Below are 25,527 nucleotides of genomic sequence, written 5' to 3'. Positions count from 1 at the left end.
CGAACATCTCTCTGACTTCTTCTACGTTGAGTATATTCCCTGCTGAATCCATGAGGTACGCCTGAAAAGTGGGATCCATGTACAGCCACTTCTCAAGCGAATCAGAATAAACAATATTGATTACATGACAATCGGGGTCCTCTTTATCCTTCGGCATACAGGTGATATGCCGGGACTTGAATCCCATCGCGAGAAAAACTTCGTTTAACAGAGTTGCCATCATGCGGCAGTTGACACCCCGGTTCGTGGTGCGACAAGCATCGAGTATGGTCAGGGCATTACGTTCTTTTGGGTCCACCGGATTAACGGAACCATCATGCCTGACAGCATGATGCGACCATTTCAAAAGGCTGATAATCTGTTCAATTTCATTTTTTTCTCCGGTTACGCTGTCGAGAGCATATATGTTTCTTAATCTCGTCAGACCGGTGTCGGTTGGAGGGGAATAGATGAAAGACGGCATATTTGTCGGTACGGAATTGCCAAAAACGGAATGCTTCTGCAAATTTCCAGAAATACTCAAGGGGAATTCCACATGTGCGATTCTATCATATTTTTCGAATTTCATTCGTATCGGCGGTGCGGTCAACTGCGGAATTATAATGAGAGTGTCGTCTCCGGAGTAGAGCAGTAAGGTATCATTTTGGGGTAAGCGAAAGTAGCTGACGCTGTCGGTCGCACTTAGAGTGAATGACCCGACTTCACCCTGAAAACTGAACCAGACAGTATCATTCGCTGATTCGAGGAGGTATTCTGAAGCGAACTCGGATGAATTATTGACGGCGGTAAGGTTTTGTGTGGTCGCACTAATACATAAGAAGGCGATGACCAGAAAATATGTGAGCGTTTTCATGCCGAGTCCCTCCTAAAACAGGTTCTATAACTATTTTTACGATATCAAGCATGACAGAGAACTTCAATAAGGACTTACGACCGGTGTGGAGAAAAGTTGCGGCGGAATGATTTAGATCGACCGCACCGGCATTTCGGAGGGGTCGGCGATGAGTATGGCTTCTTTAATGGCAAAGGCTTCGGCGTACTTCACCCCTACTTTATGCCCGTAATGCTGCGCTGTGACCGTCATGTACTCGAAGATATCCACGCCGGGTTTATAGATTTCTTTGGCCGAAGGTGTTCCGTCAAATTGCGACTTATAGGCGGCAACCGCTTTCAATTTCCGCTCCATCTGGTCAGTGATATCGACGAAGAAGGAGTGCGGCCCCTCACGAAAAGAGGAAGTATAGATGATTTTGCGGGGACGATGGGCGTCGCCGCGCAAACTCAATTTCTTCAGACCGGCCAGGAAGCAGGCATCATACCCCAGAAGAGAGGCAGCCAGATGGTCGGGGTGCCGCTGGACCCAGTAGGGCAGGATGACCAGTTCCGGTTTGCAGTCGCGGATAACCTGGGCGATTTTCAGTTTATTTTCCCGGGTCAGTTCAATGCCGGCGTCAGGGAGGTTCAAGTTCCGGCGAAAAACCACGCCCATAATCTTAGCCGCTTTTTCGGCTTCCTCTCCCCTCTCCTCGGCGGTTCCTTTGGTGCCCATTTCACCGGCAGTCAGGTCGAGTATACCGACTTTCTTTCCCCGGTCGGCAAGTTTGATGACCGTGCCGCCGCAGGTTATTTCGACATCATCGCGATGGGCGGCTATCGCCAGCACGTCGAGTTTTGGATTATCCATTGAGAACCTGCCGGTAATATTCTTCATACTCCGGGACAATTTTATCATCTCGAAATCGTTCCGAAGAGAGTCGATGCGCCGCCTCTTTGAATTGGGCGAGCTTATTTGGGTCGGAAAGAAGTTCAATTCCGGCTTGCGCCATTTCGGCGGTGTGCCCCACGGGGAATAGATAACCGTTAACGCCATCTTCAACTACTTCGACCAGTCCGGTTCCGGAGGTGCCGATAACGGGTAAGCCGCAGGCGAGAGCCTCCAGAGCGGCCAGACCGAATGATTCTTCTTCGGAGGGAAGCAGGAAGAGGTCAGCCAGCGGCAAGACCGCCTCCACCCGGTTCTGATTGCCGAGGAATATGACCCGGTCGCTCAGATTTTTCTTAGTCACCTGTCGCCGCGCCAGAATGGCATCGGGTCCCTCGCCGACCAGAAGAAGTTTCGAAGGCAACACCTTATTAATCCGGTCAAATATATCGATGACATCGATGATTCTTTTCACCGGACGGAAGTTGGATATATGGGCGATGACGAATTCGCTGTCTTCGGCAAAGGAGCGCCGTTTGCAGGCCTGGCTGTTGGGACTGAAACGGGCGCTGTCATAAAAATTGTGGATTACTCTAATCGGCTTTTCAATCTTAAAAACGTTCTTGGTCTCATCGGCAAGATATGAAGAGACCGCGGTGATGCCGTCGGACGCATTTATGGAAAACCGGGTGATATCATAGTACGACGGGTCCGACCCGACCAGAGTTATATCGGTTCCATGCAAAGTAGTAATAATCTTTGGGATTTTGCAGGTTATGAGTTGTTTGGCTAAGAAAGCCGAAGTGGCATGGGGAATGGCGTAATGGACATGCAGAATCTCGAGGTTATACTGGCAGGTAACCTCGGCCATTTTGGCGGCGAGAGAAAGAGTGTAAGGAGGATGCTTGAAGAGCGGGTAGGCGGTTGTTTCCACGCCGTGAAAATAGAGATTCTGCTGATAACTATCGAGACGAAAAGGCAAGGCGTAGCTGATAAAATGCACCTGGTGTCCGCGCGCCGCCAATTTCTGCCCCAGTTCGGTGGCGACAATCCCCGAACCTCCCGCGACCGGATAACAGGTAATCCCAATATTCATTGTAACTCCGGCATCTCTGAAAGATAAATCATCTGTATCTTGCCGCTTTCCACGTCGGTTTTCTGCACGATAAAATCTACGACAGAAAAGCCGTACTTGGCGATGTAATAGTTGATATTATAGACTCTCTCCTGAAGAATTCGATTGGGATACAGGGCATTGGCTAACCGGTAGATTTGCGAACGGACAGCCGCTATCTTCTTCTTATGATGGTCAAAGATTTTTTTCTCAAAACCGTTTACGGCAAAATCGATTTTGCCGTAAGTCTGCTTACCCATCGGCTCCAGAGTTTCATCAAAGCGTATAATGGTAGCCATAAATTCGCTATAGAGCTGCTCCAGACGATTTTTGAAATCAGCCACTGCCGTTTCGACCTCTTTGGGGAAGGATTGCAGGGATACGCGGTTGATTATCGTTTCGATATCGCCCGCGAAATCGCTCAGGCGAAGGTCATATTTATCCAGCAACTCTTCATTGCGCTTCTCCACGAGAATATTGGAGGGGCGAAAATAATAGAAGGGCTGAATCAATCCAATCGGTTCAAAGAGTTTCGACACCTGCGCAAAATAGGCGATTTCCGAAGGACCGGCCATCTGCGCCACCACGGGAAAGAGATAAGACTGCCAGAGTGGACGAGAGAGGACATCAGGCGAGAATTTCTCCGGATTCTTATCAATCAAATCAAGCAGTCCCGGAAGCCCCAGTCGTTTCTCCGCCACCAGGAAATAATTATCTTCGGCATGGAGCGGAATCCGCCCCGGATTGTGATAGAACAGATGGGCGGCGCTCTCTTTTTTATCGACCTGGCGGTGATAGCCGTCCTTTTCCAATTGACGGTCGGTTTTGTCCACCAGTTCCTTGATACGGAAATGCCCCTCAATAAGTCTCTTGAAGAAACCTTTGGAGGCGGTTTTTACTTCCTTGTCCGCGGGTGAAAAGATTATGAGACCGAAATCGGGGAGAATATTGAGAAGATAGCGGGCAAAGGCGTCGACAAAACCGGCTCCGAAAGCATATGCCTCAAACAACCGGCTGAACAGCTGAGGAGTGAACTCGGTGGCGCCGAACGCCTCTTTAGCGAGTTGATGAATCTTGTCGTACTCTTTCTGATTATCAAAAAGCATCTCGGCCGCGGGGACTTCCTGCGCCGGCGGAGAGTCATAACTTATCGAATTTACTTCTCCCTGCGGAGACAGGTATTCAACATGATTTATCTCGGCGAAATCATGGTCGTCGGCGGCAACCCAGAAAATCGGCACGACTTTTCGCTGCAGAACTTTTTCGAGATGTTCCGCCTGCTTGACTACCCCGATCGCTTTATAAAGAGTGAAGAGGGGTCCGCCGAACAGACCGGCTTGCTGCCCGCTGAAAATACATAGGGTTTCTTCGCGCCGGAATTTTTCGATGGCGCGAAAAGTGGCCGGCTTAGCCCCGAAATGAGCGTTCTGGCGAACAAGAATATCAGCCAATATATTGCGGTCGACTTTCGCCTGCTCTAATCTTCCCGCTACCTGGAGAGGGTCATCAGCCGGGAAATACTGATTGATGCTTCCCTTTCGCTCAAGAAAATCAAGAAACAGGTCCGTGAATTTGAAAATCTTATCCGGTTTGACCAACCGTTCCTTTGTCATCCAGCGATTCCTTTCGCGCCTGAATGGTTTCCCGCTTCAAGAAATAAGCGATGATATCATCAATAATCGTATAGACTACCGGTACCACCACCAGCGTCAGAAGGGTCGAACTGACCAATCCGCCGATAACGGCGCGCGCCATCGGAGCGCGAAGCTCCGCTCCCGGACCAAATCCGAGCGCCAGCGGCAGCATCCCGAACACCATGGCAAAAGTGGTCATCAATATGGGCCTTAATCTTATCGGTCCGGCGATAAGAATCGCCTCAGTTCGGGCGATTCCACGGTACCGATTCTGTTTCACAAAGTCAATCAAAAGAATGGCGTTTTTGGTGACCAGTCCCATCAGCATAATAATGCCGATAAGCGACATCACCGAAATGGAGTTGCCGAAAATCAAGAGGGCGATAATAGCGCCGACCAGAGACATCGGCAGAGAAAACATAATGGAAAAAGGGTCAAAAAACGATTCGAATTGCGACGCCAGCAGGAGATAAACGAATATGACGGCAAGCAACAGCGCCGCGAATATGTTGGCGAAAGATTCCTCCTGGATCTCTCCCATGCCGGTGACGGCGATATGATAGCCGGGGGGAACATCTATCTCACGAACTTTATTCATTATCTCTTCGAGAACGGTTCCGGAGAAATATCCCGGCAAGGTATTGGCGCCGACCCGGGCTTCGCGCAGACGGTCATAGCGGTTGTACCGCCCTATCGATTCTCCTTTTTCTATCCGGGCAAAATGAGACAGAGGCACCAGGAAGGTGCTTTTCCCATCGATTTCTTTGCTGCTCGCGATAAGGAGCCTGCCAAGCTGTTCGGCCGAGATTCTCGATTCTTCCTCCAAACGAACTCTGACGTCATACTCCTTGTCCCCTTCCTTGTAACGAGTGACCACTTCGCCATCAATGAAACTTCGCACGGTCGATGCCACCTGCATAACATTGACACCCAGGTCATTGGCCAGGTCGCGGTCAATGTTAATGCGAAGCTCCGGTTTTCCTTCTTCAAGATTATTATAAATATCAACTGTTCCGGGCGTGACGCGGAAGACGTTCTCGACTTCATGTGTCAGGTCGGTCAGGACATCAAGCTCAATGCCGCGGATGGAGATTTCCATCTGACGTGAACCGCCCCCTTCAGATTCTTCGGGGGAGACGGCATATTCAATGCCGGGGACGGCCGCAATGGCTTTTCTAAGAGTATCGACCATCTGAAGCGCCGTCAACTGCCGCTTGTCGCGCGCCACCAGCTTGACATATATGGTTCCTTCATTTACCGGATTCTGGCCGGAACCGATGGTGGTGAATATCAGATCAATCCCTTCGAACCTGGAGATGATTTCCTCAATCTGCGCCAGTCGGTCGGAGGTGGTTTTCAAGTCGGTGCCGGGAGGGGTCTCGACACTTATCAGTACCTTTCCTTCATCGGTCTGAGGCATGAATTCAGAGCCAGCCAGAGAGCCGAGCATGAGCGAGCCGATGAAAGTCGCGATGGCGAGCATTATTACGGCCAGGCGGTTGCGGAGCGCCCAGGCAAGGGTCGTATGGTACTTCTGGTTGACAAAATTGAAAAATCGATTCCAGGGAGCAATGAGTCTTAATATCCAGCGATAAAACCGCCAGATATATCTAAATGGAGCGAATGAGGGGGGAATGGTTTCCCCGCCTTCCTTTTTGAGAAACCGTGATGAAAGCATGGGAGTCAGCGTAAAGGCGACAAAAAGAGAGACCAGCACGGCGAAAGCGACGGTCATTCCGAACTGATAGAAAAACCGCCCGACAATTCCCTGCATAAAAGCCACCGGCAGGAAGACCACGACAATAGAAAAAGTGGTTGCCATCACCGCCAAGCCAATCTCTTTTGTCCCGTTAAACGCCGCTTTGAAAGCCGATTCGCCTTCATCCAGGTGGCGGAAGATATTTTCAATCACGACAATAGCGTCATCAATGAGCAACCCTACCGCCAGCGACAGCCCCATCAGAGAGAGAATATTCAAAGTAAACCCAAGAGCGTTCATGAAGGTAAAGGTTGCGATGATAGAGGTTGGGATAGCCACGGCAGAAATGATGGTGGAGCGTATATCGGCCAGAAATAAGAATATTACAAGAATCGCAAGCAATCCCCCATAGTAGATATTGAGCAGGACTTCGTGTATGGAATCTTCGATATAGGTGGAATTGTCCACTACCATATTTAAAGAAATATCCGGCGGCAGTTCTTTCTGGAATTTCGCGACCTCCTCTTTCACCGCTCGCGCCACCGCCACCGTGTTTGCCCCCGACTGCTTGGAAATATCGAGCGTCACCGCATCCTTGCCGTTGACTCGCGCCAGCGAACGTTGCTCTTCAATGCCGTCAACGACATAGGCAATGTCTTTCAGATAAATCGGTTGCCCCTGGGGATTATCGATAGGGATATTGTTAAACTGGCTGACCGAAGTCAATTTTCCCATCGTTCGCACCAGGTACTCGTTGTGACTTTCGTTGACTCGTCCCCCCGGTATTTCCAGGTTTGCCGCCGCCAGCGCCATTTTGACCCGGTCTATGGAAATCCCGTAGGACTCCATCTTATCAATATCCAGAAGGACATTGATTTCTCTCTCAGAGCCGCCCACCAGAGTAACTGCCCCCACCCCGGGAATCGACTCCAGACGTTTCTGAATCTCATCTTTGGTGAAGGTTGTAATGTCGCGGGCAGGGCGGGCGCTGGACACGGTGAGAGACATTATCGGTCGGGACTCCGGGTCGTAGCGGGCAATCACCGGTTCTTCAATGTCGCGGGGGAGGTCGCCGCGAGTAGCGGTTACCTTTTCCCGCACTTCCTGGGCGGCAATTTGAGGGTCTTTTTCCAGAACAAACTCCGCCACCAATAGAGAATATCCTTCTTCGGAATAGGATGTAATATGTTTTATGCCGGAGATAGGATTGATAGCATCCTCCAGCTTCTTGGTTACATCCGTTTCCACCGCCTCTGCACCCGCTCCGGGATATATGGTAGTGACTACCACAAAGGGGAAATCGACGTCCGGCATCAAATCGATACTCATCTGCTCAAAAGAAAAATACCCCAGAACCACCAGGGCGGTAATCATCATGACCGTAAAGACCGGCCGTCTTATGGCGACATCGGCAAGTTTCAAAGCGCCCGCTCCTTTCCGGATTCATCGACAAACCGAGCGAGATTAATCCTGCTTCCGTCCTGCAGATAATTTTGACCGACAACAATCAGGGTATCGCCACTCTGCAATCCAGATATGACCTGGGTGACGCCGTTGAAATCGACGCCGAGCGTTACTTCCCGCATACGGGCGGCGCCGTCGGAGGCGACAAAGGCATAATTGCGCCCCTCACGGGTGAGAATAGCCTGTCGCGGAGCCACAATTGCATTGGCGAAGTCACCAATAATGATATTGGCTCGGGCGAACATACCGGGCTTAAAGCGACGGTCCTGATTGTTTACGGCGACATCAACCTGGAAAGTCCGGGTGTCCGGGTCGGCGGAACGAGCCACCGTCAGAACCGTTCCTTCACCTGAGATTACCGAATCGGCTTCGGCTGAGATGGTGACTTTCTGACCTTCCTTGAAATAGGCGATATCGTTGCCGCTGACTCCCAATTTCATTCGCACCTGCCCGGTTGACGCCACCGTTGCCAGTTGCTGGCCCGGCGAGACATATTGGCCAGCGTAAACATCAATAGAAGTAACGCGGCCGTCAATTGGTGAGCGGAGCTCCACCATCTGCAGGGCGGCTTCGTAATTGGCGCGAGCGACTTCGAATTCAGTCTGAGCGGCATCGAATTGCGACTCCGAAACCGCTCCTTCCACGAAAAGGTATTTAATCTTGCTGAAATTCTTCTCGGCATTCTGGTAAACCGAATAGGCCTGAGTATAATTGGAAGTCGGCCCGGTGCGGTCGAGGCTGATGAGGACATCGTTAGTTTTCACAAAGTCACCAACCCGAATATTTACTTTCTCCACCGCTTCCGCAATTTTTGCCCTCAGCACGGCCTGCTTTTCCCCTTCGATAGAGCCGGTGAAGGTTCGGCTCAGCTGCTTGGAGGTCGGGACAACCAGCACCCCTTTGACCGCTATCGTCTGGGTAGCGTTAGCGGAATCGCTATTCTTGTTTCCCGAGCAGCCAGCCAGAAGCAGCCCGGCCGTCACACCAAAACTAATGAACTGCCTTAAATTTTTCATATTTGCCATAGTCCTCATCTATCACATTTCAACACTTATTGCTTTCTTCAGAGCCGCTCTTGCCAGGCGGTAATTATAGATAGCCCGGGCGAGATTGGTACGGGCATCGGTCAGCGCCGTCTGCGCCGAGAGCACTTCCAGCTGGGTTCCGATTCCCGATTGATAGCGGAGATTGGCAATCCGGAGCCCTTCTTCTGCCTGGGCAATGGTCTCTTTCTGTACCTCCAGCGCCTTGCGAGCCATTTGGAGATTATCATGCGCCTGCTCCACCTCCAGACGGATATCATCCAGCGCCTGCTGTTCGGCGAGAACGGCGTTATAATAGTCGACGCGCGCCTTGCGCACCTCACCGATAGTCTTACCCCCGTCAAACAGCGGTATATTGATTAGCAGGGCGGCCGACCAGGTTTTGGAGACCTCCCGTTCGCGCAATTTGAAATCGTCGGAAGAGGCGGTTACCTGATAAGTTGTGTTTAAACTCACATTGGGATAAATCCAGTTCCCCTTTGCGATACGCACTGCTTTGTCATAAACTTTTTTCTGCAAATCAGCCTGTCGCAATTCCGGCCGGTTATTAAGGGCCGCCTCCTCCAAAGAGTCAAGCGCCGGCATCTCTACCAGAGAGGTGTCGCTCAAATCAATCGCCAGCGTAATTTTTTCATTTAAAGGTAACCCAAGGAAAGATTTGAGTCGTTTCTGCGCCAGGTTGACTTCCGACTCCGCCCCGATCAGTTGCGGCTCCAGATTCCCTTTTTCCACCCGGGCGCGAAGACGCTCATATTCCGATATCATCCCCTGCCCGTACTGCTTTTCCACCACTTCCAGATTATAATTCAACTGTTCATACGCCTTGCGAATAACTTCCAGATTGGATTCCGCCAGCGCCGCCGCAAAGAATATCGATTCCGCCTGAAAGACTATTTCCGCTTCGACCTGCCGCAAGACTTCTTTCGAATATTCTTCATAATACCGGGCAATTTTCATGGCCGTCCCGACTTTCCCCCCTACATATAACGGCTGGCTGAAAGTGAGGGCCAGGTCAAAATCGTTATTCAGACTGATAGGAATTTTTTCTCCGCCGAAGAAAAGTTCCCGGTCGAGCAGATTCCGGGCATAATAGCCGTTTAAAGATATTTGCGGGAGCGCTCCGGAGCGGACCGAGATAATCTCTCCGCGCGCCTTTTCCAGGTTTTTCTTTGCCGCCAGGTATTGACGGTTGTACTCCAGAGCCATTTTTCGAACATTCTCCACCGTCAAAACCGTTTGGGCTTCGGCGATGCCTGCAGTAAGTATGGATATAAATATTATTGAGAGTAGTCGTCGCATAATCATCCTATATTACTTTTTTGTTCCCAGGTAAATCTTGCACATTTCCACGACCAGGTCGATAATTTTCTGCTGGCGCTTTTTCTCCCGATGATAGCAGCGGTGTACCAGCAATCCATCAGCGATAGCATGTACCACCCAGACCAGAGTTTCGGCCTGCCGGTAGCTCATGTTGCTGCTGCCTTTGAGATAAGCCGCCATGCGACCCGCGATTCGTCGATGCGCCCGGGACATATATTCCCGCACGCGCGGCATATGGAAGGCTTGATGCCAGTTTTCAATCGGTTTGTTGGACTTCTTTCCCAGCAGTTCAAAAGTGGTCCTGATGACATTTTCAATCACTTTTTCCGGCGGCAGGGGGCTTTCCAGATGCTTGAATATGGCGGCGAAAAGCGCTTCCGTTTCTGCCTTGAGGGTCTCCAAGAAGATATCCTCTTTGCTGCGAAAGTGAAAGTAGAGGGCGCCCTTGGTGACTCCGGCTTCGCGCGCAATGTTTTCCGTGGTGGCTTCGACATACCCCACCCTTTCAAACACGCGCGAGGCGGCGCGAATCAATTCCGCCCGGCGCTGCTGCGGGGGCAGTTTGGGACTTTGCTTCAAATATTTCTCCTCATATACCTACTGGTCAGTATCTAAGATTAATTATTTAGACGGTTTTGTCAACGATTGGTTACAGGATTTGTGAGAAAAATTTTGGCGCAAGAAAGAAGCGACTAAAGCCACTTCTTCTTCTTGAAGAAGAAAAGCATAATTATCATTATGACTACCAGCAATATCCAGAAGAACAGATAGCCGTATTTCCACTCCAATTCCGGCATGTGGCGGAAATTCATGCCCCAGATGCCGACCAGGAAGGTCGGCGGCATCAGAATGACGGTGAATATGGTCAGGACTTTGATAATCTCATTGGTCTTGGTGGAAACGCTGGAATAATAGGCTTCGAGCGCCGAAACCAGGGTATCCCTATGGGACTCCGAAAGTTCGATGATTCTTGTCAGATGGTCATAGATATCGTTAAAATAGAGCTGAGCCCGGTCTGAAATAAGCGCAAACTGTCCCCGGAGAATATGCCCTATCATCTCTTTCTGCGGCAGGGCGATTCGCTTCAACTGGTAAATATCACGTCTCAAAGTAAAGATTTTCTTTACCGTCTCGGCGTCCGGTTCGCGCAGCACTGAATCTTCAATCTGGTCGACTTCCATCTCAAAGAATTCCAGGATATTATTATAATTGTCCACCATGACATCAAGGAGGGTATGAAACAAGAATTCCGCTCCCCTTGAAAGGAGACGTTCATCGCGGGTGGCGCGGTTATAGAGATAATTGAAAATCCGATGCGGCTCATAATGAACCGTGACCACGGTGTTGCGGGTCAGGAAAAGGCTGACCTCCTGAACGCGAATCCCCTCTTCCCGATTGACATAATCGGCAATCTGGAATTCGGTATAAATATAGTTTTTGTAGTCGTCTATTTTGGAACGGGGCAGTTCCGATATGGCATCTTCTTCGGAAATAACATCTTCGATTGCCAGGGGATGAAAGTGGAAATCATGAGTCAGAATGAATGACTCCTGGTCGGTCGGGTCGAGCAGGTCAATCCAGAGAACAATATCAGGGTCGGCAAACAGGGAATCGAAGTCGGCAATCCCTTCGATTTTCTGAACCGGCTGACCGGATTTCCAGTAGAAAGAACGAATCACGGCTACTTTTTCTCCATCATGACATCGGTCATTTCCACCTGCTCTAGGACTTCCTCCTTAGAGCCTTCTTCTTTGATTTCCTTGATGGTTACCTTTTCGGTTCGGAAGAAGAACATTCCCATAAGGAATATTGGTATCAGGTCGAGGATATGGAGGGCCAGGGCAAAGAGAACGGCATCGGACTTGACAATCTTAAAGGCGAGAAGCGGGGCGACAACAGCCAGTTCGAAGGTGCCGGCGTTCCCGGGGGTTATCGGTATCATAAGCGCCACGGTATTGATGACCATAATGACCACCGCTGAAATCATCGGCAGTTCAAAACCAAAAGCATGAATCAGGAAATAGACGACCAGAATGTGCGCCACCCAGGAAAACAGCGACAGCGCCAGAGTTCGGATGAAATACTGGCTGTAGCGAAGCATTTCGATTCCCTTGGTGAAGGAGCCGGCAAACTTCTTGAGGGTCAGATAGAGCGCCGGAGAACGACCCCGCAGGACCCGCCGTCCGAATTTCCCGATTCTCTCCTTGAAATGGAGAATCAGATAGAGGGAGGCGAATAGAAGAACCGTAATGATGGCGATAGCGTAACCGATAGGGCGATACTCCGGCGGAAAGACAAACGATGCCGTGGAGAGGAGAACTATAAAAATCAGGAGACTGACGGCGTCAAAAAGGACCTCGATGACAATGGTGGAGAAGACATATGATTTTGAGAGACCTTCTTTCTTGGAAAAAAGAAGAAGCCGCCCCACCTGACCGGTTAATGCCGGCATTATTATATTAATCACCTGTCCGGCGGAGAAGAGCGGGATGACCCGAAGCACTCTGATTTTCTTGGTTTTCTCCACAATGGTGCGCCAGCGGAGGGCTTTGAATACAATCATGGCGAATTCCATGGCCAGCGCCGGGATAAGATAATAGAAATCGACCCGCCCCAGAAGCCGTCGCAAGTCATCCATCCGGATATCCTTGAGGCAGTACGCCAGAAGAATGACCGCAATCAGGGAACCCCAGAATTGCTTCTTTTTTAGAATCGACGGCATTTTTCCCTCAAAAATTAAACCCGCCGGGGCGGGCAGAAATTATCGCAAAATTATAGAAATTTACGGCTGGGCTGTCAATCTAAATAAAAGGGAGAGGCAGGTCAAATTATGGCCACTTCAGCCTTACGAATCCATCCCTTACGTTTATTTTCAAAAATCACCTGATAGAAGTCATTTAATTCCTTTTGAACGACGAAGGTCAGACCGGCGCCTCCGGTGAATTCGACATCATTGTCATCGTCGGGACCGCTCAAAACCTTGGCTTCCGAAGCGATTATTACCCCTTTTCGCGCCAGGTAGTCAGCGCGGTATTTATAGGTGGTCAGCCCCGAGGATACCAGGAGCAATATTAGTAGTAAAAATGTCACGATTCTTGTCAGCAGACTGGAATTCTGAAAATAAAGGCGGGCGCTGATAGTCAGCATCAGAAGCACAAAGAAAAGCGATGAAATCCATGCCAGGCTGTTCAAGGTGAAGGGCGCCGTGATAGAATCAAAGAATCCTGAAACAGGATTGATTTTCACCCCCTCCATAATGGTTGGCATAAATTGGCGGGCGAATTCCAGGTTGGTTTTGATTTCATCGTCGCCGGGGTCGAGCCTGTGGGCGCGCAGATAATAAAGAATGGCATATCCCAGCTCCCCCTCCTTGAAGTAACTGTTGCCGATATTGAAAAATAGAGCCGCTGATTGGAAGCCGTTTCTTTCCAGTTCCAGATATGTCTCGAGAGCCTGACGGTACTGGGCGCTGTCGTAAAGTTGATTGCCGGCGGTAAAGAGAGAATCGGTATTGAGAGCCCCAGCCGGCGGCATCAGAAGCGGAAAGATCAGAAGAGCCCATATGATAATTTTATGCGCCAATTTTCGCCGCCTCCAATTTTACCAGAAGCTCTTCAGCTTCCTTGAGAGCCGTCGGCACCAGCGCCGGCGCAACCGACGATGAGGCATATTGTGCAAAGTCGGCCTGTTTCATAATTTCCTGAAATTTAAGGGTGATATCATCAGGAAGATTATGCTTTTTTAGAATTTCCAGAATCATATCTGACGTCAGCCCGTGCGGCGACAGATTCATTTTGTCTGCCAGGTAAGTAATAAGCGCCCGTCGAATCTCGGCATAGAATTGCGGAATCTGACCGGTCTGACTGAGACGGCTCGCCTTGGAAAGATGCTTCCTGGCCAGTCTTTTAGCCATCCGGGAACGGGCATAACCGACATTATTAGCCAGTTTCTGACGGCGCCGCTGCGTGACCCAGACCGCCAGCAGGGCTATCGCCGAAAGACCATTGACTAACATATAAGTGGGGGTAAAAAGCACCAGCGGTTTGGGCCGCTCGAGTTGTCCGGAGGTCTTGATATACAGAATATCTTTGGCTTTGGGGTCAATTACTCTGCCGGCGACAGGCCGTAACGGCAAATCGCCGTAATCGGCGACTTCGGTCGCGGGACGAACCTCCAGTTCTATCGGCTTAGTCGAAATTACCTTATACTTCCTGGTGGCCGGGTCAAAGAAACTCAGCGACACCGGCGGGATGGTCAGTTTACCGGCTCTCCTCGGAATATAAACTTCATCAAAAATCTTGGTGCCGCCAACCACCCCCCCGACTTTGGAGATTTTTTCGTCGGATGATGCCCGATATACCCGGAAATCCTTTGATTCTTCAATAACCGGCTCCGCCACGGTCTTGATATTACCGGTGCCGGTAATCTTGTATTTGACAGTCACCGGCTGATTGGCGTCAACAATGGTCTTGTCCGGAAAGGCATCAATATTGAAATTTCCGACAGTACCGGAGAAATTCTCCGGTTTCCCTTCTGACGGAAGCGGTTTGATATTGACCGTAATCGGCTTGGAGCGAACAGTTCGCTGCTCACCCTGGACCAGGAAATCATCAAAGAGAGAGAAAGGGTCGTTGCGTCGCGGGGCACGTCGAGAAGGGACATTGACAGTCACCAAGGCCGGCCCGATAGTTAATTCACCGGAACGGGTCGGGAACAGCGCCGATGATATTTCCACGACTTTGTATCTTTGGCCGTTGACAATTTCATAATATGCTTTCTGACCTTCAAGAATATCAGTCCAGAAGTCGGTTGTTTGCGGCGCGGTATATTCCGGTTGTGAGAGTATTTGAACGGCATGATAGAATTTGACCGTCAGAATCATCTGCTCGTTCACAAAAGCCGATTTCTTGTTGACTTCGGCTGTCAGGAAAACCTCCCGGTTCTCACCGGTCTGTGACACAGCCTCCTTTTGGACCGATTTAGAGGTCCCTTCCCCGCCGGAAAGAACAGTCAGTGTCAATTCGTTTGATTCATATCGTTTGCGGTCAATCACCAGAAAGGCCGGCTTGATAGGGTAGGTCCCCTGTTTCTTGGGCTGCAGCAGATACTGGTAACTGTATGACGCCTGCATCTTGCCATTGACAATGGAGATATTGGTTGAGGTTCCCTGGGAATAGATATTAAACATGGTCAGATTGGGAAGTTCCGGGCTGGGAAGATTCTGCCGCGACCCTGTGACCGAGACGGTGAGATAAGCATATTCATCTATGGAAATGGTGTCTTTATTAAGCGATATGGTCAGGGAAATGTCGTCCTGCGCATAGACAGCGGCAGAAAACATCAGTATCAGAAATATCCGTAACTTAGATATCATACTACCAGTCATTCCCTTGATAGTCCGATGGTCCCTGAAGTTTGCGTAGGTCTTTCTGCACCTCTTTCTCATCATCACGCAAGGCATTTAAAATTCTCTCCGCATCTTCTTTGGACATCTCATTTTCATCCTGGGGCTGCATCTGTTGCGGTTGTTGCTGTTGTTGCTGCTCTTGCTTCTGGTCTTGTGGCGATTGCGGCTGTTGCTGCTCCTGCTGCTCATTTTGCTGCTGTTGCTGCTGTTGCTGCTGCTGTTGTTGTTGCTGTTGTTGCTGCTCCTGAGGCTTTAACTGCTCTTTGAGCATTTTCCTCGCTAACTCCAGGTTGTACTTGGCATCCATATCCTCGGGCGTCAATTCCAGAACTTTCTGATACGCCTCAATCGCCTTCTGATAGTCGCCGGCGCGATAGTAAACATTTCCCAGATTATAGCGCGCCTGGGCTTCAACCTTTATATCGTCGGTGGCGAAGGCTTTCTGCAATCTCTCGGTCGCCTCCTCATACTTTCCCTCCTTATATAAGGCGCTGCCGATATTGTATTGAATCTCGGGCATTTCCGGGCGGTCAACATCGGCCTCACGATATAGTCCCAAAGCGGTGCCAAAGTCACCTTCTTTGAAGGCTTCGTTCCCCTCTTTGACCAGACTCTTATAGTCTTCGGCAAAGGAGACGGCGCCCGGGAGCCAGACCAATAAGACAAGAACCGTTTTCTGTATCATAGATTATTTTACGTTTTTAACTCGTTTCTTCTCCGAAATAAAATATTCGGCAAAGAGCAGAATGATGGCAAAAAGAAGCGGGTACTGGAAACGGTCCTCATATTGCACCATCAGTTTTCCTTCCAGTTCCTTCTTTTCCATCTTATCAATTTCGTCATAAACCCGGTCAAGTTCCATCTCCCCCGCCGATGCCAGATAGAATTTCCCGCCGGTGGCGAGAGCGACTTTTTGCAGGGTCATTTCATCCAGTTTGGTCACGATTACTTCGCCGCTTCGGTCCTTTTTATACCCTACTCTCTGGCCGGTTCGGTCGGTGATCGGTATCGGTTCTCCGGCCGGAGAACCGATACCGATGGCAAAAATCTTGACTCCCTGCTTGCGGGCTTCTTCGGCGGCGCTAAGCGGGTCGGTATTATGGTCTTCGCCGTCGGTCAAAAGAATCAGCACCTTGTGCTTTTTCTCCTGCTTTTCGAACGCCTCGGTTGCCTTGCGAATGGCATCTCCAATGGCTGTCCCCTGTTTTTGCACCAGGCCGACATCCATTATATCCATAAATATCTGTGCCGCCGAATAGTCCAGGGTGAGAGGGCAATGAATGAAGGCTTCCCCGGCAAATGCCACCAGCCCAATTCGGTCGCCTCGCAGACGGTCGATCAAACCGCGCACTTCCTGGCGCGCTTTAGCGATTCGGCTCGGTTTCATATCCTGTGCCAGCATCGAATTGGAGACGTCTACCGCAATTATGATATCAATCCCTTCGCGCTTCATCACTTCCATATGCGTGCCGCATTGGAGTTGTGAAAGAGTAATCACCAGAAACAGGATACCGGCCAGAATTACTGCCGCCTTTCCTCCCTGCCGCGCAAAGGAGATATAAGGGGCATTCTTCATTATCAAAAAGAGGTCGCCGAATCGGGCCAAAAGTTTCTTTTTGCGGTAGATGCTCCAGATGAAAAAGAGCGCCAGAATTACCACCAGCGAAAGAAGGAGCAGATTTTCAGGGGCGCCGAATCTCATTGGTTCTCCTCAAGGAATCTTACGAAAGACAGTCTGACCCAGCAGTACTTCCAGCACAAGGAATATCAGCCCCAGGTAAACAAAGGGGGGAAATAGCTCTTTGTACTGAATATACTGGCTGACTTTAATTTTAGTTTTCTCGAGCTGGTCGATTTCCGAGTATATCGCTTCCAGTTCTTTTTCGGAGCGGGCGCGGAAATATTTGCCGCCCGTTTTGGCCGCTATCTCCCGCAGAACATCTTCATCGATTTCATTGGGCAGATAGACATATCTTTTCCCGAAGATAGGGTCATCAACCGGATACATGGCGTTGCCCGGCTTGCCGACCCCGATGGTATATATTTTGACACCCATAGTCTTGGCGATTCCGGCCGCGGTCAGAGGGTCAATCTGACCGGAATTGTTGATACCATCAGTCAGCAGTATTATCACCTTGGACTTGGCAGTTGACTCCCGCAGACGATTGACGCAATTGGCTAAAGCCATGCCAATGGCGGTGCCATCCTGCACCATTCCGAATTTCACCTGGTCCAGGAATGTAAGAAGCACCCCGTAATCGAGGGTCAAGGGGCATTGCGTAAAAGATGTTGCCGAGAAGACCACCAGCCCAATCCGGTCGCTGATTCTCTTGGAGACGAACTTTTTTATTTCTTCCTTCGCCACATAGAGGCGATTGTGCGGCTTGAAATCTTCAGCGCGCATCGAGCCGGAAATATCGAGCGCCAGCATGATATCAATTCCTTCGGAAGATACCTCCCGGTTTTCCGTGCCGGCCTGGGGTCTGGCGAAAGCGACTGCCAGAAGCGCCAGCGCCAGCACTCGCAGCACGCTTAAGATAAACCGAAAGCGGGCGCGCCCGGTCTTCGCCGAACGCTTGATAATCTTAAGGTCGCTATATCTTATGCTGGCGGAATCGGCTTTCTTCCGCAGCAGTTGATGGGCGATAATTAGACCGATAAGAATCGCGGCAACGACAGAGATAGCCGTCGCCGAGACTGCTATCTCTTTCTCGAAAAGCGACATCTGAAACCCGGCAAATCTAAACATGGGAGCCTCCCCCCGAAGTCACCGCCGGCGCCGGCGGCGCCATCTTGGCGGTTTCCGCCAGACGAACCTGCTCCACGAAAAATCGGGCTTCCTCAAAATCGGCGGCCGGTTTCTCCGGTTCCGGGAGCAACTTGGCAAACTTCACCAGGTCAGCAAATTTCAGAAAAGCCTCCAGCCGCTCTTTTATCTCAACTGGAATCTCAGTTTTCTCTGTCGCTTCCAGGAATTCTTCGGTAGTCATATCGAGCGCCGGAATCTGATAGACCCGCCCCAGATAGGCTCTGATAATATCGGTCATTTCAATATAGAAAAGCTTAAATTTCTTCTCGGGGAGATATTTTTTCGCCTCCAGCACCGCCAGTTGCTCATAGGCGATTTCCCACGGTTTGCGGGTGTCAAGCGGTGATGTTACGCCAAGACGCCGCCGGCGAATTCTCCAGTAAAGATATCCGCCGACCAGAAGCAGCAGCAGCAAGATGCCGCCGAGGATATAATATATTGTTCGGTCTTCTTTAAATGCAATTGGCCCTTTGATGTCCCGGATATCGGAGGTATCAGCCGACTCCGCCAGAAGTGATTTTACCCGAATCGGTGTCGGCTCCGAAATCAGATATTTGACACTGCTGTCAGGGAGCATGAATTCAACCGGAATAGGGGGGATAACATAGTCTCCGGTCGTGAAAGTAGTCAGGAGGAAGCGGCTTTCCAGTTTGATTTGCCCGCTGGGGAGACGCACTTCTTCATCAGCCTGATAATCTTTTACGTCAAATGCCCCCAGATTCGCCCCTATCGGCGGCGGTGTCAGGACAATATTGGAATCATGGATAACGGTCAGGCGATAGTTTATCAGGTCGCCTATATATATCTCCGACTTATCTACCGCCGTCTCAATAGTAATCCCCGGAGCCGATTTGACCGTATCGATAGATACCGACTGGGCCTTACCGACCGTCGGAAGCATAATCGCTATAAACAATAAGAACTTCAGTATTCTCATCTTCTTTTATAGATGCTCACAGCACCGGTCTGATATTCCCGGCTATACCCGGAGTCAAGGGTTGCGGCAAAGGCGGCCGGCGGTTCGTTGATTATCACCGCCAATGCCGGCGTTTGCCGGCTCAATTCATTTTTTAAGTAAATATTGTCGCACAGTTTGTATTTCATCCTCTCCTCATGACTGAACGGAAGAGGATATTCAAAACCGAGAATTTCGGTCATTGGAAGCGGGACTTGCTCAGCAAAGAAAGGGTATCCGGCCCATTCGGATAAAACCGTGTCCGATTCTGTGGCAAGGAGTCTCATTTGGGATGTTATACGCTCCACTTCCGCAATCATATATTTCTGGTCTTGAGCTCTAATGCCGTTGATAAAAATGGCATAGTATGGCACAAGTGACAACAGAAGCAGCATAGCCAGCCCCCCTGTTGCCAATCTCTGACGTTTTCCGGGGAGAATTTCCTGGACCTTGGCTACCAATCTTTCGGCGCCAATTGAAGCCACAATTATGGCAAAGGCGAGATACTGCTCGGCATAATGTCGGAGCACCGGAAATGGGACAAGATAAACGGCGGCCAGGGCGACAAGATTAAGAAGCGCCATCCCTTCCGGGCTTTCAAACAGACGGTTTCCAGACATCAACCGGCCGTCCTTCCGCATAAATTTTGCGGAAAAGATTACCGCCAGCAGAAGGATGAATAAAGACGGCTCAATAATCATCTTGGCAATGACAGAGAGTTTCTGCAAAACTATTTCGGTAATATGGGCATCTCCCCCTCGGAAAATCTGGAAAATAAAAGTATCCTTTAGGAAATAATCGGGCGCGCGAAGGAGCATCACCAGATTAGGGATGGAAAACGGAACCAGTGCGACCGCAAATACCAGGGCTGCTTTCAACCGCCTGCCGGTCTCAAGGCGCCAGATAGAATAGGCATAAATCGGCAGCAGAATACCATAGATTAACCGCATATTGAGCAACGCCGAAAGGGACAGACCAAGTAAGACCAGGAAGATGATTTTCCGGCGTTCATGAATTTTAAGCCAGAATAAAAAGGTTGCCAGCGCCAATAGATTGGCAAAGACCAGCGGCTCAAAAATAGAATGAATGGAAAGGGTCAACCCTGAGAAAGTGTACATCCCCAGCGCCAGAAGAGCCACTTTCAGATTGCGGGTCATATTAAGGGTAATACCGAAAAGCAAGAGAGCCGAGAGGAAACCGGCAGCAACCGCAAAACCACGGAGAATCCAGAAGGAGCTCCAGCCGTCGAGCGCCATCGAAGAGAATGCCAGCGGGAACAGGATTGCCTGGGAAAAGAAGAAATCGACATAAGGCGCTTTCCCCAAGCCTACCATCCGGGCGGCGCTGAGATAGAATCCTTCATCATTGCCAACCGTTCGGTTCGCCGCAAAAAATATCAGCAACGCCAGATGCGCCAAAAGCAAAGATAACAGGACAATCAGAGATTTTCGACTCATCTTACCGGATATTCTCCTCGAAAATCTGAACCTTCTCCAGCTCTGCCAGTTTCTCTATAAGCTCATTGAGAGCCTTTTGCGATTTTTCCTGCTGGTAATCCAGAAGCACCCGGGAGCGGACCTCCTCATAGGCTTTATCGCCGTACCGTTCCTTCCTGTTAGCCAGATAAAAATTCCGAATATCAAGGGTATCGAGATTGACTTGAGGCAGGATTCTCTCTGTCACATACTTTTCTGTCAGGAGTTGTTTTTCCAGATTTTCTTTGCGCTTCAGCAGGCGCGGGTCACGGTCAAATTTTTCTCTTAAGGCGGCGCGGTACATCAGTTCCAGTCCCACCAGCTGGTTTAGCATATTGAGTTTGCCCTGCCGGCTTAAGAACTCCGATTGCGCCTGCGCCGGAAGGCTTTGAATTTCATTTTCCAGTTCGGACAGGTAAATCGGCGTTTCTCCGATTCGGGCTACAACGATTTCGCCCGGTTTGACAGCAACGGCAGAATCAAGATTTACCGTCCGGTCCAATTCCCGTTTGGCGCTTGCCAGTCGTCCCATTCGCTCCAGGGATGCGACCAGGTTCCGCCCGGCTTCATCATAGAAACTTCCCTCCGGATGCAGGTTCCGGGCGCGAATGAAGTAAGCCGCGGCATTTTCATAATCGGCCAGTTTTTCAAAGTAGAGCTGTCCTATCAGGTAGCAAATATTCCCCTTGATGGTCGGGTCGAGGTTACGGTCGTTCAAGATCTTCCGGTATTCTTCAATCGCCGCCAGAGGAAGGTTGTTGTCGCTCAATTCGCCGGCAAGGCTTTTCTCCACCCTGTAGTCCCGGTTCTTGGCGGAGGAGGTCGTTAAGACCACCAGATAGATGACTGCCGCCAGTGTCAGCAACGATATAATGAGACTGATGGCAGCCAGGGATACCGCTCCTCGCTTATTTGACCATTGCGACATACTAACGTCTTTTCTCCCTCATTCTGAAAAAGTTAATCAACGGCACGATATATGATTGGTCTGTCACTATCTGAATGAAATCAGTATTTATGAGACGGAAAGCCCGCTTCAGGCTAAAGTTATCGGCTTCCGCCTTCTGCGCAAAATCGAGACGAAAGGCTGAAGAACCGGTATCGATTATGACAGTCTCCCCGGTTTCGGCATCCTCCAGCTCTATCAGCCCAACATTTTCAAACTTTAGTTCTCGCGGGTCAGATATTTTCACGGCAATTATATCATGTTTGTTGTTGGCGATTTGCAGCGGCTTGAGGTAATCCTCCGAAAGAAAATCAGAAATGAGAAAAACCACCGACTTCTTCTTTATGACCCTGTTGAAATATTCCAGCGCGGAAGCAATATCGGTTTTCTTCCCCACCGGTTCGAAATACAGTATTTCGCGAATGAGCCGAAGGACATGCGCTTTGCCCTTCTTGGGGGGAATGAACTTTTCAATCCGGTCGGTGAAGATTATCATCCCCACTTTGTCATTGTTCTTGATGGCGGAAAAAGCCAGAAGAGCGCAGAGTTCCGCGGATGTTTCTTCTTTGAACCGCTCCTTGGTGCCGAAAAAGCCGGAGGATGACATATCGACCAGAAAAATCACCGATAGCTCTCGTTCTTCCCGGAATTTCTTTATGAAGGGGTAACCGGTGCGAGCGGTAACATTCCAGTCAATCAGGCGAATATCATCACCCGGCTCGTACTGCCGCACCTCTTCAAACTCCATTCCGCGACCTTTGAAGGTGGAATGGTATTCGCCCGAAAAGAGGTCGTTGACAATCCGGCGGGTCTTGATTTCAATGCGCCGTATTTTTTTAAATATTTCTTTCTGGTCCATCGCTCAAATCAGGGGACTTCAATGGTATCGAATATCTTCTGAACGATATCGTCCGATGTTTTCTCTTCCGCTTCGGCTTCGTAGGTCACGATAACCCGATGCCGCAAGACATCCTTGCCGATAGCTTTGATATCTTCCGGCGTGATATACCCTCTGCCTTTCAAAAAGGCGTGCGCCTTGGCGGCGGTATTCAGATAGATAGTGGCGCGCGGTGATGCCCCATAGGCAATCAGGTCTTTCAGTTCGCTTAAGCCGTATTTCTCCGGCTCTCGCGTGGCAAAGACAATATTGATGATATATTCTTTGACTTTATCATCGACATAAATCTCATTGATAACCTGACGCGCCCGGTTTATCTCTTTGGGTGAAACAATCCGTTCCGCCTGGTACGTCTTTCCGACTGTCATCCGGTCCATTATTACCCGTTCTTCCATAGGTGAAGGATAGGTCACTTTCAATTTGAGCATGAACCGGTCCACCTGTGCTTCCGGAAGGGGGTATGTTCCTTCCTGTTCGATAGGATTCTGGGTCGCCAGCACCAGGAAAGGCTCATCCAGTTTATAGGTGTTGTCGCCGATAGTCACCTGCCGCTCCTGCATCGCTTCCAGTAAAGCCGACTGCACCTTTGCCGGAGCGCGGTTAATTTCATCGGCTAAGATTATATTGGCGAATATCGGTCCTTTCTTGACGCTGAATTCCCCTTTCTGCGGATTGTAAATCATGGTGCCGATAAGGTCGGCCGGCAGAAGGTCGGGGGTGAATTGAATGCGATGAAACTTGGCATCGATAGAGTCGGCAAGGGTCTTGACCGACAAGGTCTTGGCTAAACCGGGGACTCCTTCGAGAAGAACATGCCCGTCGGCAAGAATGCCGACCAGGAGCCGCTCTATCATATATTTCTGCCCAACAATCACCGCTCCAATCTGTGATGTAAGCTTTTCAACAAAGGCCGATTCCTTTTCCACAGTCGCTTGAATTTCGGCAATCTCTTTGTTCATTTTGCCTCCGCTTTATCTTTATTCATGATTTGTTCAAACAGATTTTCAATTTCGGTCACCAGCCTGAGCATATCACCCGGCTCGCCCGGCAGCGGCGCATATTTTTCCTTTTCGGCCTGTGTTAGCCAGGCAGCTATCTTTGCCTTCCTTGCTTCAGGGATGGGGGACGCTGCCAGGTCATTGACAATCTCAGAAGCGGTCCGACCGGCAGTTTTCAGCCCCAATTTGGAGTCGAGATAAGCTGACAGCATAGAATACAGCCGGGTGAAGAAGAGTTTTCGCTCCGATAATGATTCCTTCTTTGCCGCGGATAGGGCTTCCAGCAGAAGTTCCTCGGCGCTCTTTGTCGGCAAACTTTGCGTACGCTTTCTTCGCCGCGCTATTATGACCGCCGCCGCTGACATCACCAGAAGCGCCGGTATTGCCCAGAAAAGAAAACTGAGTCTGCCGCTCCCGTCTTCTTCTACCGGAACCGGTTCTCGAATTAGAATCTGAAACTGCTGACTCGATAATTCCCCCGGCAGTGAATCCGGAAGGGAGATATACTCTAATACCATCGGCTCGATAATGCCTGTACCCCCCTTAGTCGGCAGCAGGGCATATTTGAAACTCCGGGTGGTAATATCAATGCCATCGACAACATCGCTGCTGACCGCAGAACTTGTCCCGAGCAATTTCAGATTATTGGTAGTGGGAAGAGGAAGCAGCTCGAAGCGGTAATCCCCCACCTTGCCTTCCCAGCGAATTTCGAGGGACAAAGTGAGTGAGTCTTCATAGCGGATATCGTTTTTGTCAATGCCGGCGCTTAGAGATATCTTGCCCGCCGCCGCAGGGAGACTAACCAACATCAGCGCCCCCTGCAGAATCAACAGCCTTGTCAACATCAACGTCGCTTTAACTTTGTTCATAACGAGCGGGTAAGATCTAATATTTTATCACCTTTGGCAATAAGACATCACTTTCAATTAATTTGATTTATACCGGATTTCTTGCACGAGGTTGCAATAAATTTATTTTCTTCCGACCAGGAAAGCAATCATACCGGCAACCATAACCAGCTTCAAAACTGATGCGGCAACTCTGTGTCTATCAATGTCTTGCCTTGATGCAATAAACACTGCAAGCAGGAGAAGGGGAAGCGCCACCAGAATCGCGGCTGTATAGGTGTAATACTGATTGTACCAGTCAAGGTTGGCGGATATCAGAACCAGGACTGCCAATAGCGTCATCAATATCGCAACAAGCAGAATGACAAACCTTGGCTTCAGATATGACGGAAGGGTCTTATATGATGCCAGGTTATCCCCCCTCCAATCTACCAGGTCTTTCAGAATTTCTCGCGTGAGGTGAATCAAAAAGGCAAATCCTGTGGCAACAATCGGTCCGGGGATATACGATAGCGATTTTGGTGCGGCCAGAAGCGCTCCCAGAGCGAGAGGAAATGCCCCCAGTAGCGCCACCGTGGTGTTTCCGACAAGGGGGAGTTTTTTCAGCCGGATGTTGTAAAGAGCCAAAAGCGCGAGAGATATGGCCGTTGCTATTGCCAGAACTCCGCTGACAATGAGACTGATGGTCTGGGAGACGATAACCAGCAATAAAACGGCAATAGCGGCCGCTGAGACGGTAATATCGCCGGACGGAAGCGGTCTTTGGGGGTGATTGACCCTGTCGATTTCAATGTCGGTAATATCATTAAAGAGATTTCCGGCGGCACAGACCAAGGCGCCGACTAAGGATGCGAAATATACGACAGTTGCCGAGTAGTTTTCGCCGGTCAGATAGGCGCCCAGCCAGACTCCGGCGGCGGTCATCAGGCAGTTTTGAATTCGGATTAATCTCAGGAGGATATAGACTTCCCGCATATGACTACGATAGAGTCACGATGAAAGGGAGTCAATAACTAAATTCGGCGTTTTCAGCGCACACTATTTCACTGACAGCCGCAGAGAATCGCCGGGGCGATATGAGGATATTGACCTGAAAAGTAAACTCAGAATTTCCGGGAGACGGTCAGGTGGAAGCGCGGGTTATCCCCAAAGGGGGTGCCGCGGAATTTGAATTTGAATTCCTCGGAATCAGGCTCCTCAAACTCGTCATCTTTG

General features: G+C 50.0%; 22 protein-coding genes. All 22 read right to left on the bottom strand.

Annotation, left to right across the window (positions count from 1 at the left end):
* Positions 1-853 (bottom strand): transglutaminase domain-containing protein (locus tag AB1690_04065; GenBank protein ID MEW6014476.1); only part of this gene is annotated, 853 nt, incomplete at its 3' end.
* Positions 854-964: 111 nt separating this feature from the next.
* Positions 965-1,684 carry a bacillithiol biosynthesis deacetylase BshB1 gene (bshB1, locus tag AB1690_04060; GenBank protein MEW6014475.1) on the bottom strand — a complete coding sequence of 240 codons (720 nt, stop codon included), beginning with the start codon at positions 1,682-1,684 and terminating at the stop codon, positions 965-967.
* Entirely contained in the window at positions 1,677-2,798 is a 1,122-nt protein-coding gene (bshA, locus tag AB1690_04055; protein MEW6014474.1) for an N-acetyl-alpha-D-glucosaminyl L-malate synthase BshA, read from the bottom strand. Before bshA ends, bshB1 begins: the two co-directional genes overlap by 8 nt.
* Positions 2,795-4,429, bottom strand: coding sequence for a bacillithiol biosynthesis cysteine-adding enzyme BshC (bshC, locus tag AB1690_04050; protein ID MEW6014473.1), 1,635 nt, complete (start codon positions 4,427-4,429; stop codon positions 2,795-2,797). Before bshC ends, bshA begins: the two co-directional genes overlap by 4 nt.
* Positions 4,398-7,571 carry an efflux RND transporter permease subunit gene (locus tag AB1690_04045; protein MEW6014472.1) on the bottom strand — a complete coding sequence of 1,058 codons (3,174 nt, stop codon included), beginning with the start codon at positions 7,569-7,571 and terminating at the stop codon, positions 4,398-4,400. Before AB1690_04045 ends, bshC begins: the two co-directional genes overlap by 32 nt.
* Positions 7,568-8,629: an efflux RND transporter periplasmic adaptor subunit gene (locus AB1690_04040; GenBank protein ID MEW6014471.1), complete on the bottom strand. Its 1,062-nt coding sequence runs from the start codon at positions 8,627-8,629 to the stop codon at positions 7,568-7,570. The genes AB1690_04045 and AB1690_04040 overlap by 4 nt, the downstream gene beginning before the upstream one ends.
* A gap of 21 nt (positions 8,630-8,650) precedes the next feature.
* Positions 8,651-9,955: a TolC family protein gene (locus AB1690_04035; protein MEW6014470.1), complete on the bottom strand. Its 1,305-nt coding sequence runs from the start codon at positions 9,953-9,955 to the stop codon at positions 8,651-8,653.
* A 12-nt stretch (positions 9,956-9,967) separates the two neighbouring features.
* Positions 9,968-10,555 carry a TetR/AcrR family transcriptional regulator gene (locus AB1690_04030; GenBank protein ID MEW6014469.1) on the bottom strand — a complete coding sequence of 196 codons (588 nt, stop codon included), beginning with the start codon at positions 10,553-10,555 and terminating at the stop codon, positions 9,968-9,970.
* Between the two features lie 113 nt (positions 10,556-10,668).
* On the bottom strand, positions 10,669-11,655 hold the full coding sequence (corA, locus tag AB1690_04025; GenBank protein ID MEW6014468.1) for a magnesium/cobalt transporter CorA: 987 nt from the start codon (positions 11,653-11,655) through the stop codon (positions 10,669-10,671).
* A gap of 2 nt (positions 11,656-11,657) precedes the next feature.
* Positions 11,658-12,698: a lysylphosphatidylglycerol synthase transmembrane domain-containing protein gene (locus tag AB1690_04020; protein MEW6014467.1), complete on the bottom strand. Its 1,041-nt coding sequence runs from the start codon at positions 12,696-12,698 to the stop codon at positions 11,658-11,660.
* 101 nt (positions 12,699-12,799) lie between these two features.
* Positions 12,800-13,558: a tetratricopeptide repeat protein gene (locus AB1690_04015; GenBank protein MEW6014466.1), complete on the bottom strand. Its 759-nt coding sequence runs from the start codon at positions 13,556-13,558 to the stop codon at positions 12,800-12,802.
* Entirely contained in the window at positions 13,548-15,350 is a 1,803-nt protein-coding gene (locus AB1690_04010) for a BatD family protein (protein ID MEW6014465.1), read from the bottom strand. The genes AB1690_04015 and AB1690_04010 overlap by 11 nt, the downstream gene beginning before the upstream one ends.
* 1 nt (position 15,351) lies before the next feature.
* Positions 15,352-16,068, bottom strand: a complete 717-nt coding sequence (locus tag AB1690_04005) for a tetratricopeptide repeat protein (protein MEW6014464.1) — start codon at positions 16,066-16,068, stop codon at positions 15,352-15,354.
* Positions 16,069-16,071: 3 nt separating this feature from the next.
* Entirely contained in the window at positions 16,072-17,085 is a 1,014-nt protein-coding gene (locus tag AB1690_04000; protein MEW6014463.1) for a VWA domain-containing protein, read from the bottom strand.
* Between the two features lie 9 nt (positions 17,086-17,094).
* Positions 17,095-18,132 carry a VWA domain-containing protein gene (locus tag AB1690_03995; GenBank protein ID MEW6014462.1) on the bottom strand — a complete coding sequence of 346 codons (1,038 nt, stop codon included), beginning with the start codon at positions 18,130-18,132 and terminating at the stop codon, positions 17,095-17,097.
* On the bottom strand, positions 18,125-19,129 hold the full coding sequence (locus tag AB1690_03990; protein ID MEW6014461.1) for a hypothetical protein: 1,005 nt from the start codon (positions 19,127-19,129) through the stop codon (positions 18,125-18,127). Before AB1690_03990 ends, AB1690_03995 begins: the two co-directional genes overlap by 8 nt.
* Positions 19,126-20,604, bottom strand: a complete 1,479-nt coding sequence (locus tag AB1690_03985) for a hypothetical protein (protein MEW6014460.1) — start codon at positions 20,602-20,604, stop codon at positions 19,126-19,128. The genes AB1690_03990 and AB1690_03985 overlap by 4 nt, the downstream gene beginning before the upstream one ends.
* 1 nt (position 20,605) lies before the next feature.
* On the bottom strand, positions 20,606-21,550 hold the full coding sequence (locus AB1690_03980) for a hypothetical protein (protein MEW6014459.1): 945 nt from the start codon (positions 21,548-21,550) through the stop codon (positions 20,606-20,608).
* A 1-nt stretch (position 21,551) separates the two neighbouring features.
* Positions 21,552-22,427, bottom strand: a complete 876-nt coding sequence (locus AB1690_03975; GenBank protein ID MEW6014458.1) for a DUF58 domain-containing protein — start codon at positions 22,425-22,427, stop codon at positions 21,552-21,554.
* An 8-nt stretch (positions 22,428-22,435) separates the two neighbouring features.
* Positions 22,436-23,425 (bottom strand): MoxR family ATPase, encoded by a 990-nt coding sequence (locus AB1690_03970; GenBank protein ID MEW6014457.1) that lies wholly within the window; start codon positions 23,423-23,425, stop codon positions 22,436-22,438.
* Complete coding sequence (locus tag AB1690_03965; protein MEW6014456.1) at positions 23,422-24,309, bottom strand: BatD family protein; 888 nt, start codon at positions 24,307-24,309, stop codon at positions 23,422-23,424. Before AB1690_03965 ends, AB1690_03970 begins: the two co-directional genes overlap by 4 nt.
* Before the next feature lie 126 nt (positions 24,310-24,435).
* Positions 24,436-25,287, bottom strand: a complete 852-nt coding sequence (locus tag AB1690_03960; protein MEW6014455.1) for a geranylgeranylglycerol-phosphate geranylgeranyltransferase — start codon at positions 25,285-25,287, stop codon at positions 24,436-24,438.
* Positions 25,288-25,527: the final 240 nt, after the last annotated feature.

The sequence above is a fragment of the Candidatus Zixiibacteriota bacterium genome (assembly GCA_040753495.1).
In the GTDB taxonomy this organism is placed as follows: Bacteria; Zixibacteria; MSB-5A5; order GN15; family PGXB01; genus DYGG01.
Note: the sequence above shows the minus strand (reverse complement) of the source record. Positions and strands in the feature narration are given on the sequence as shown.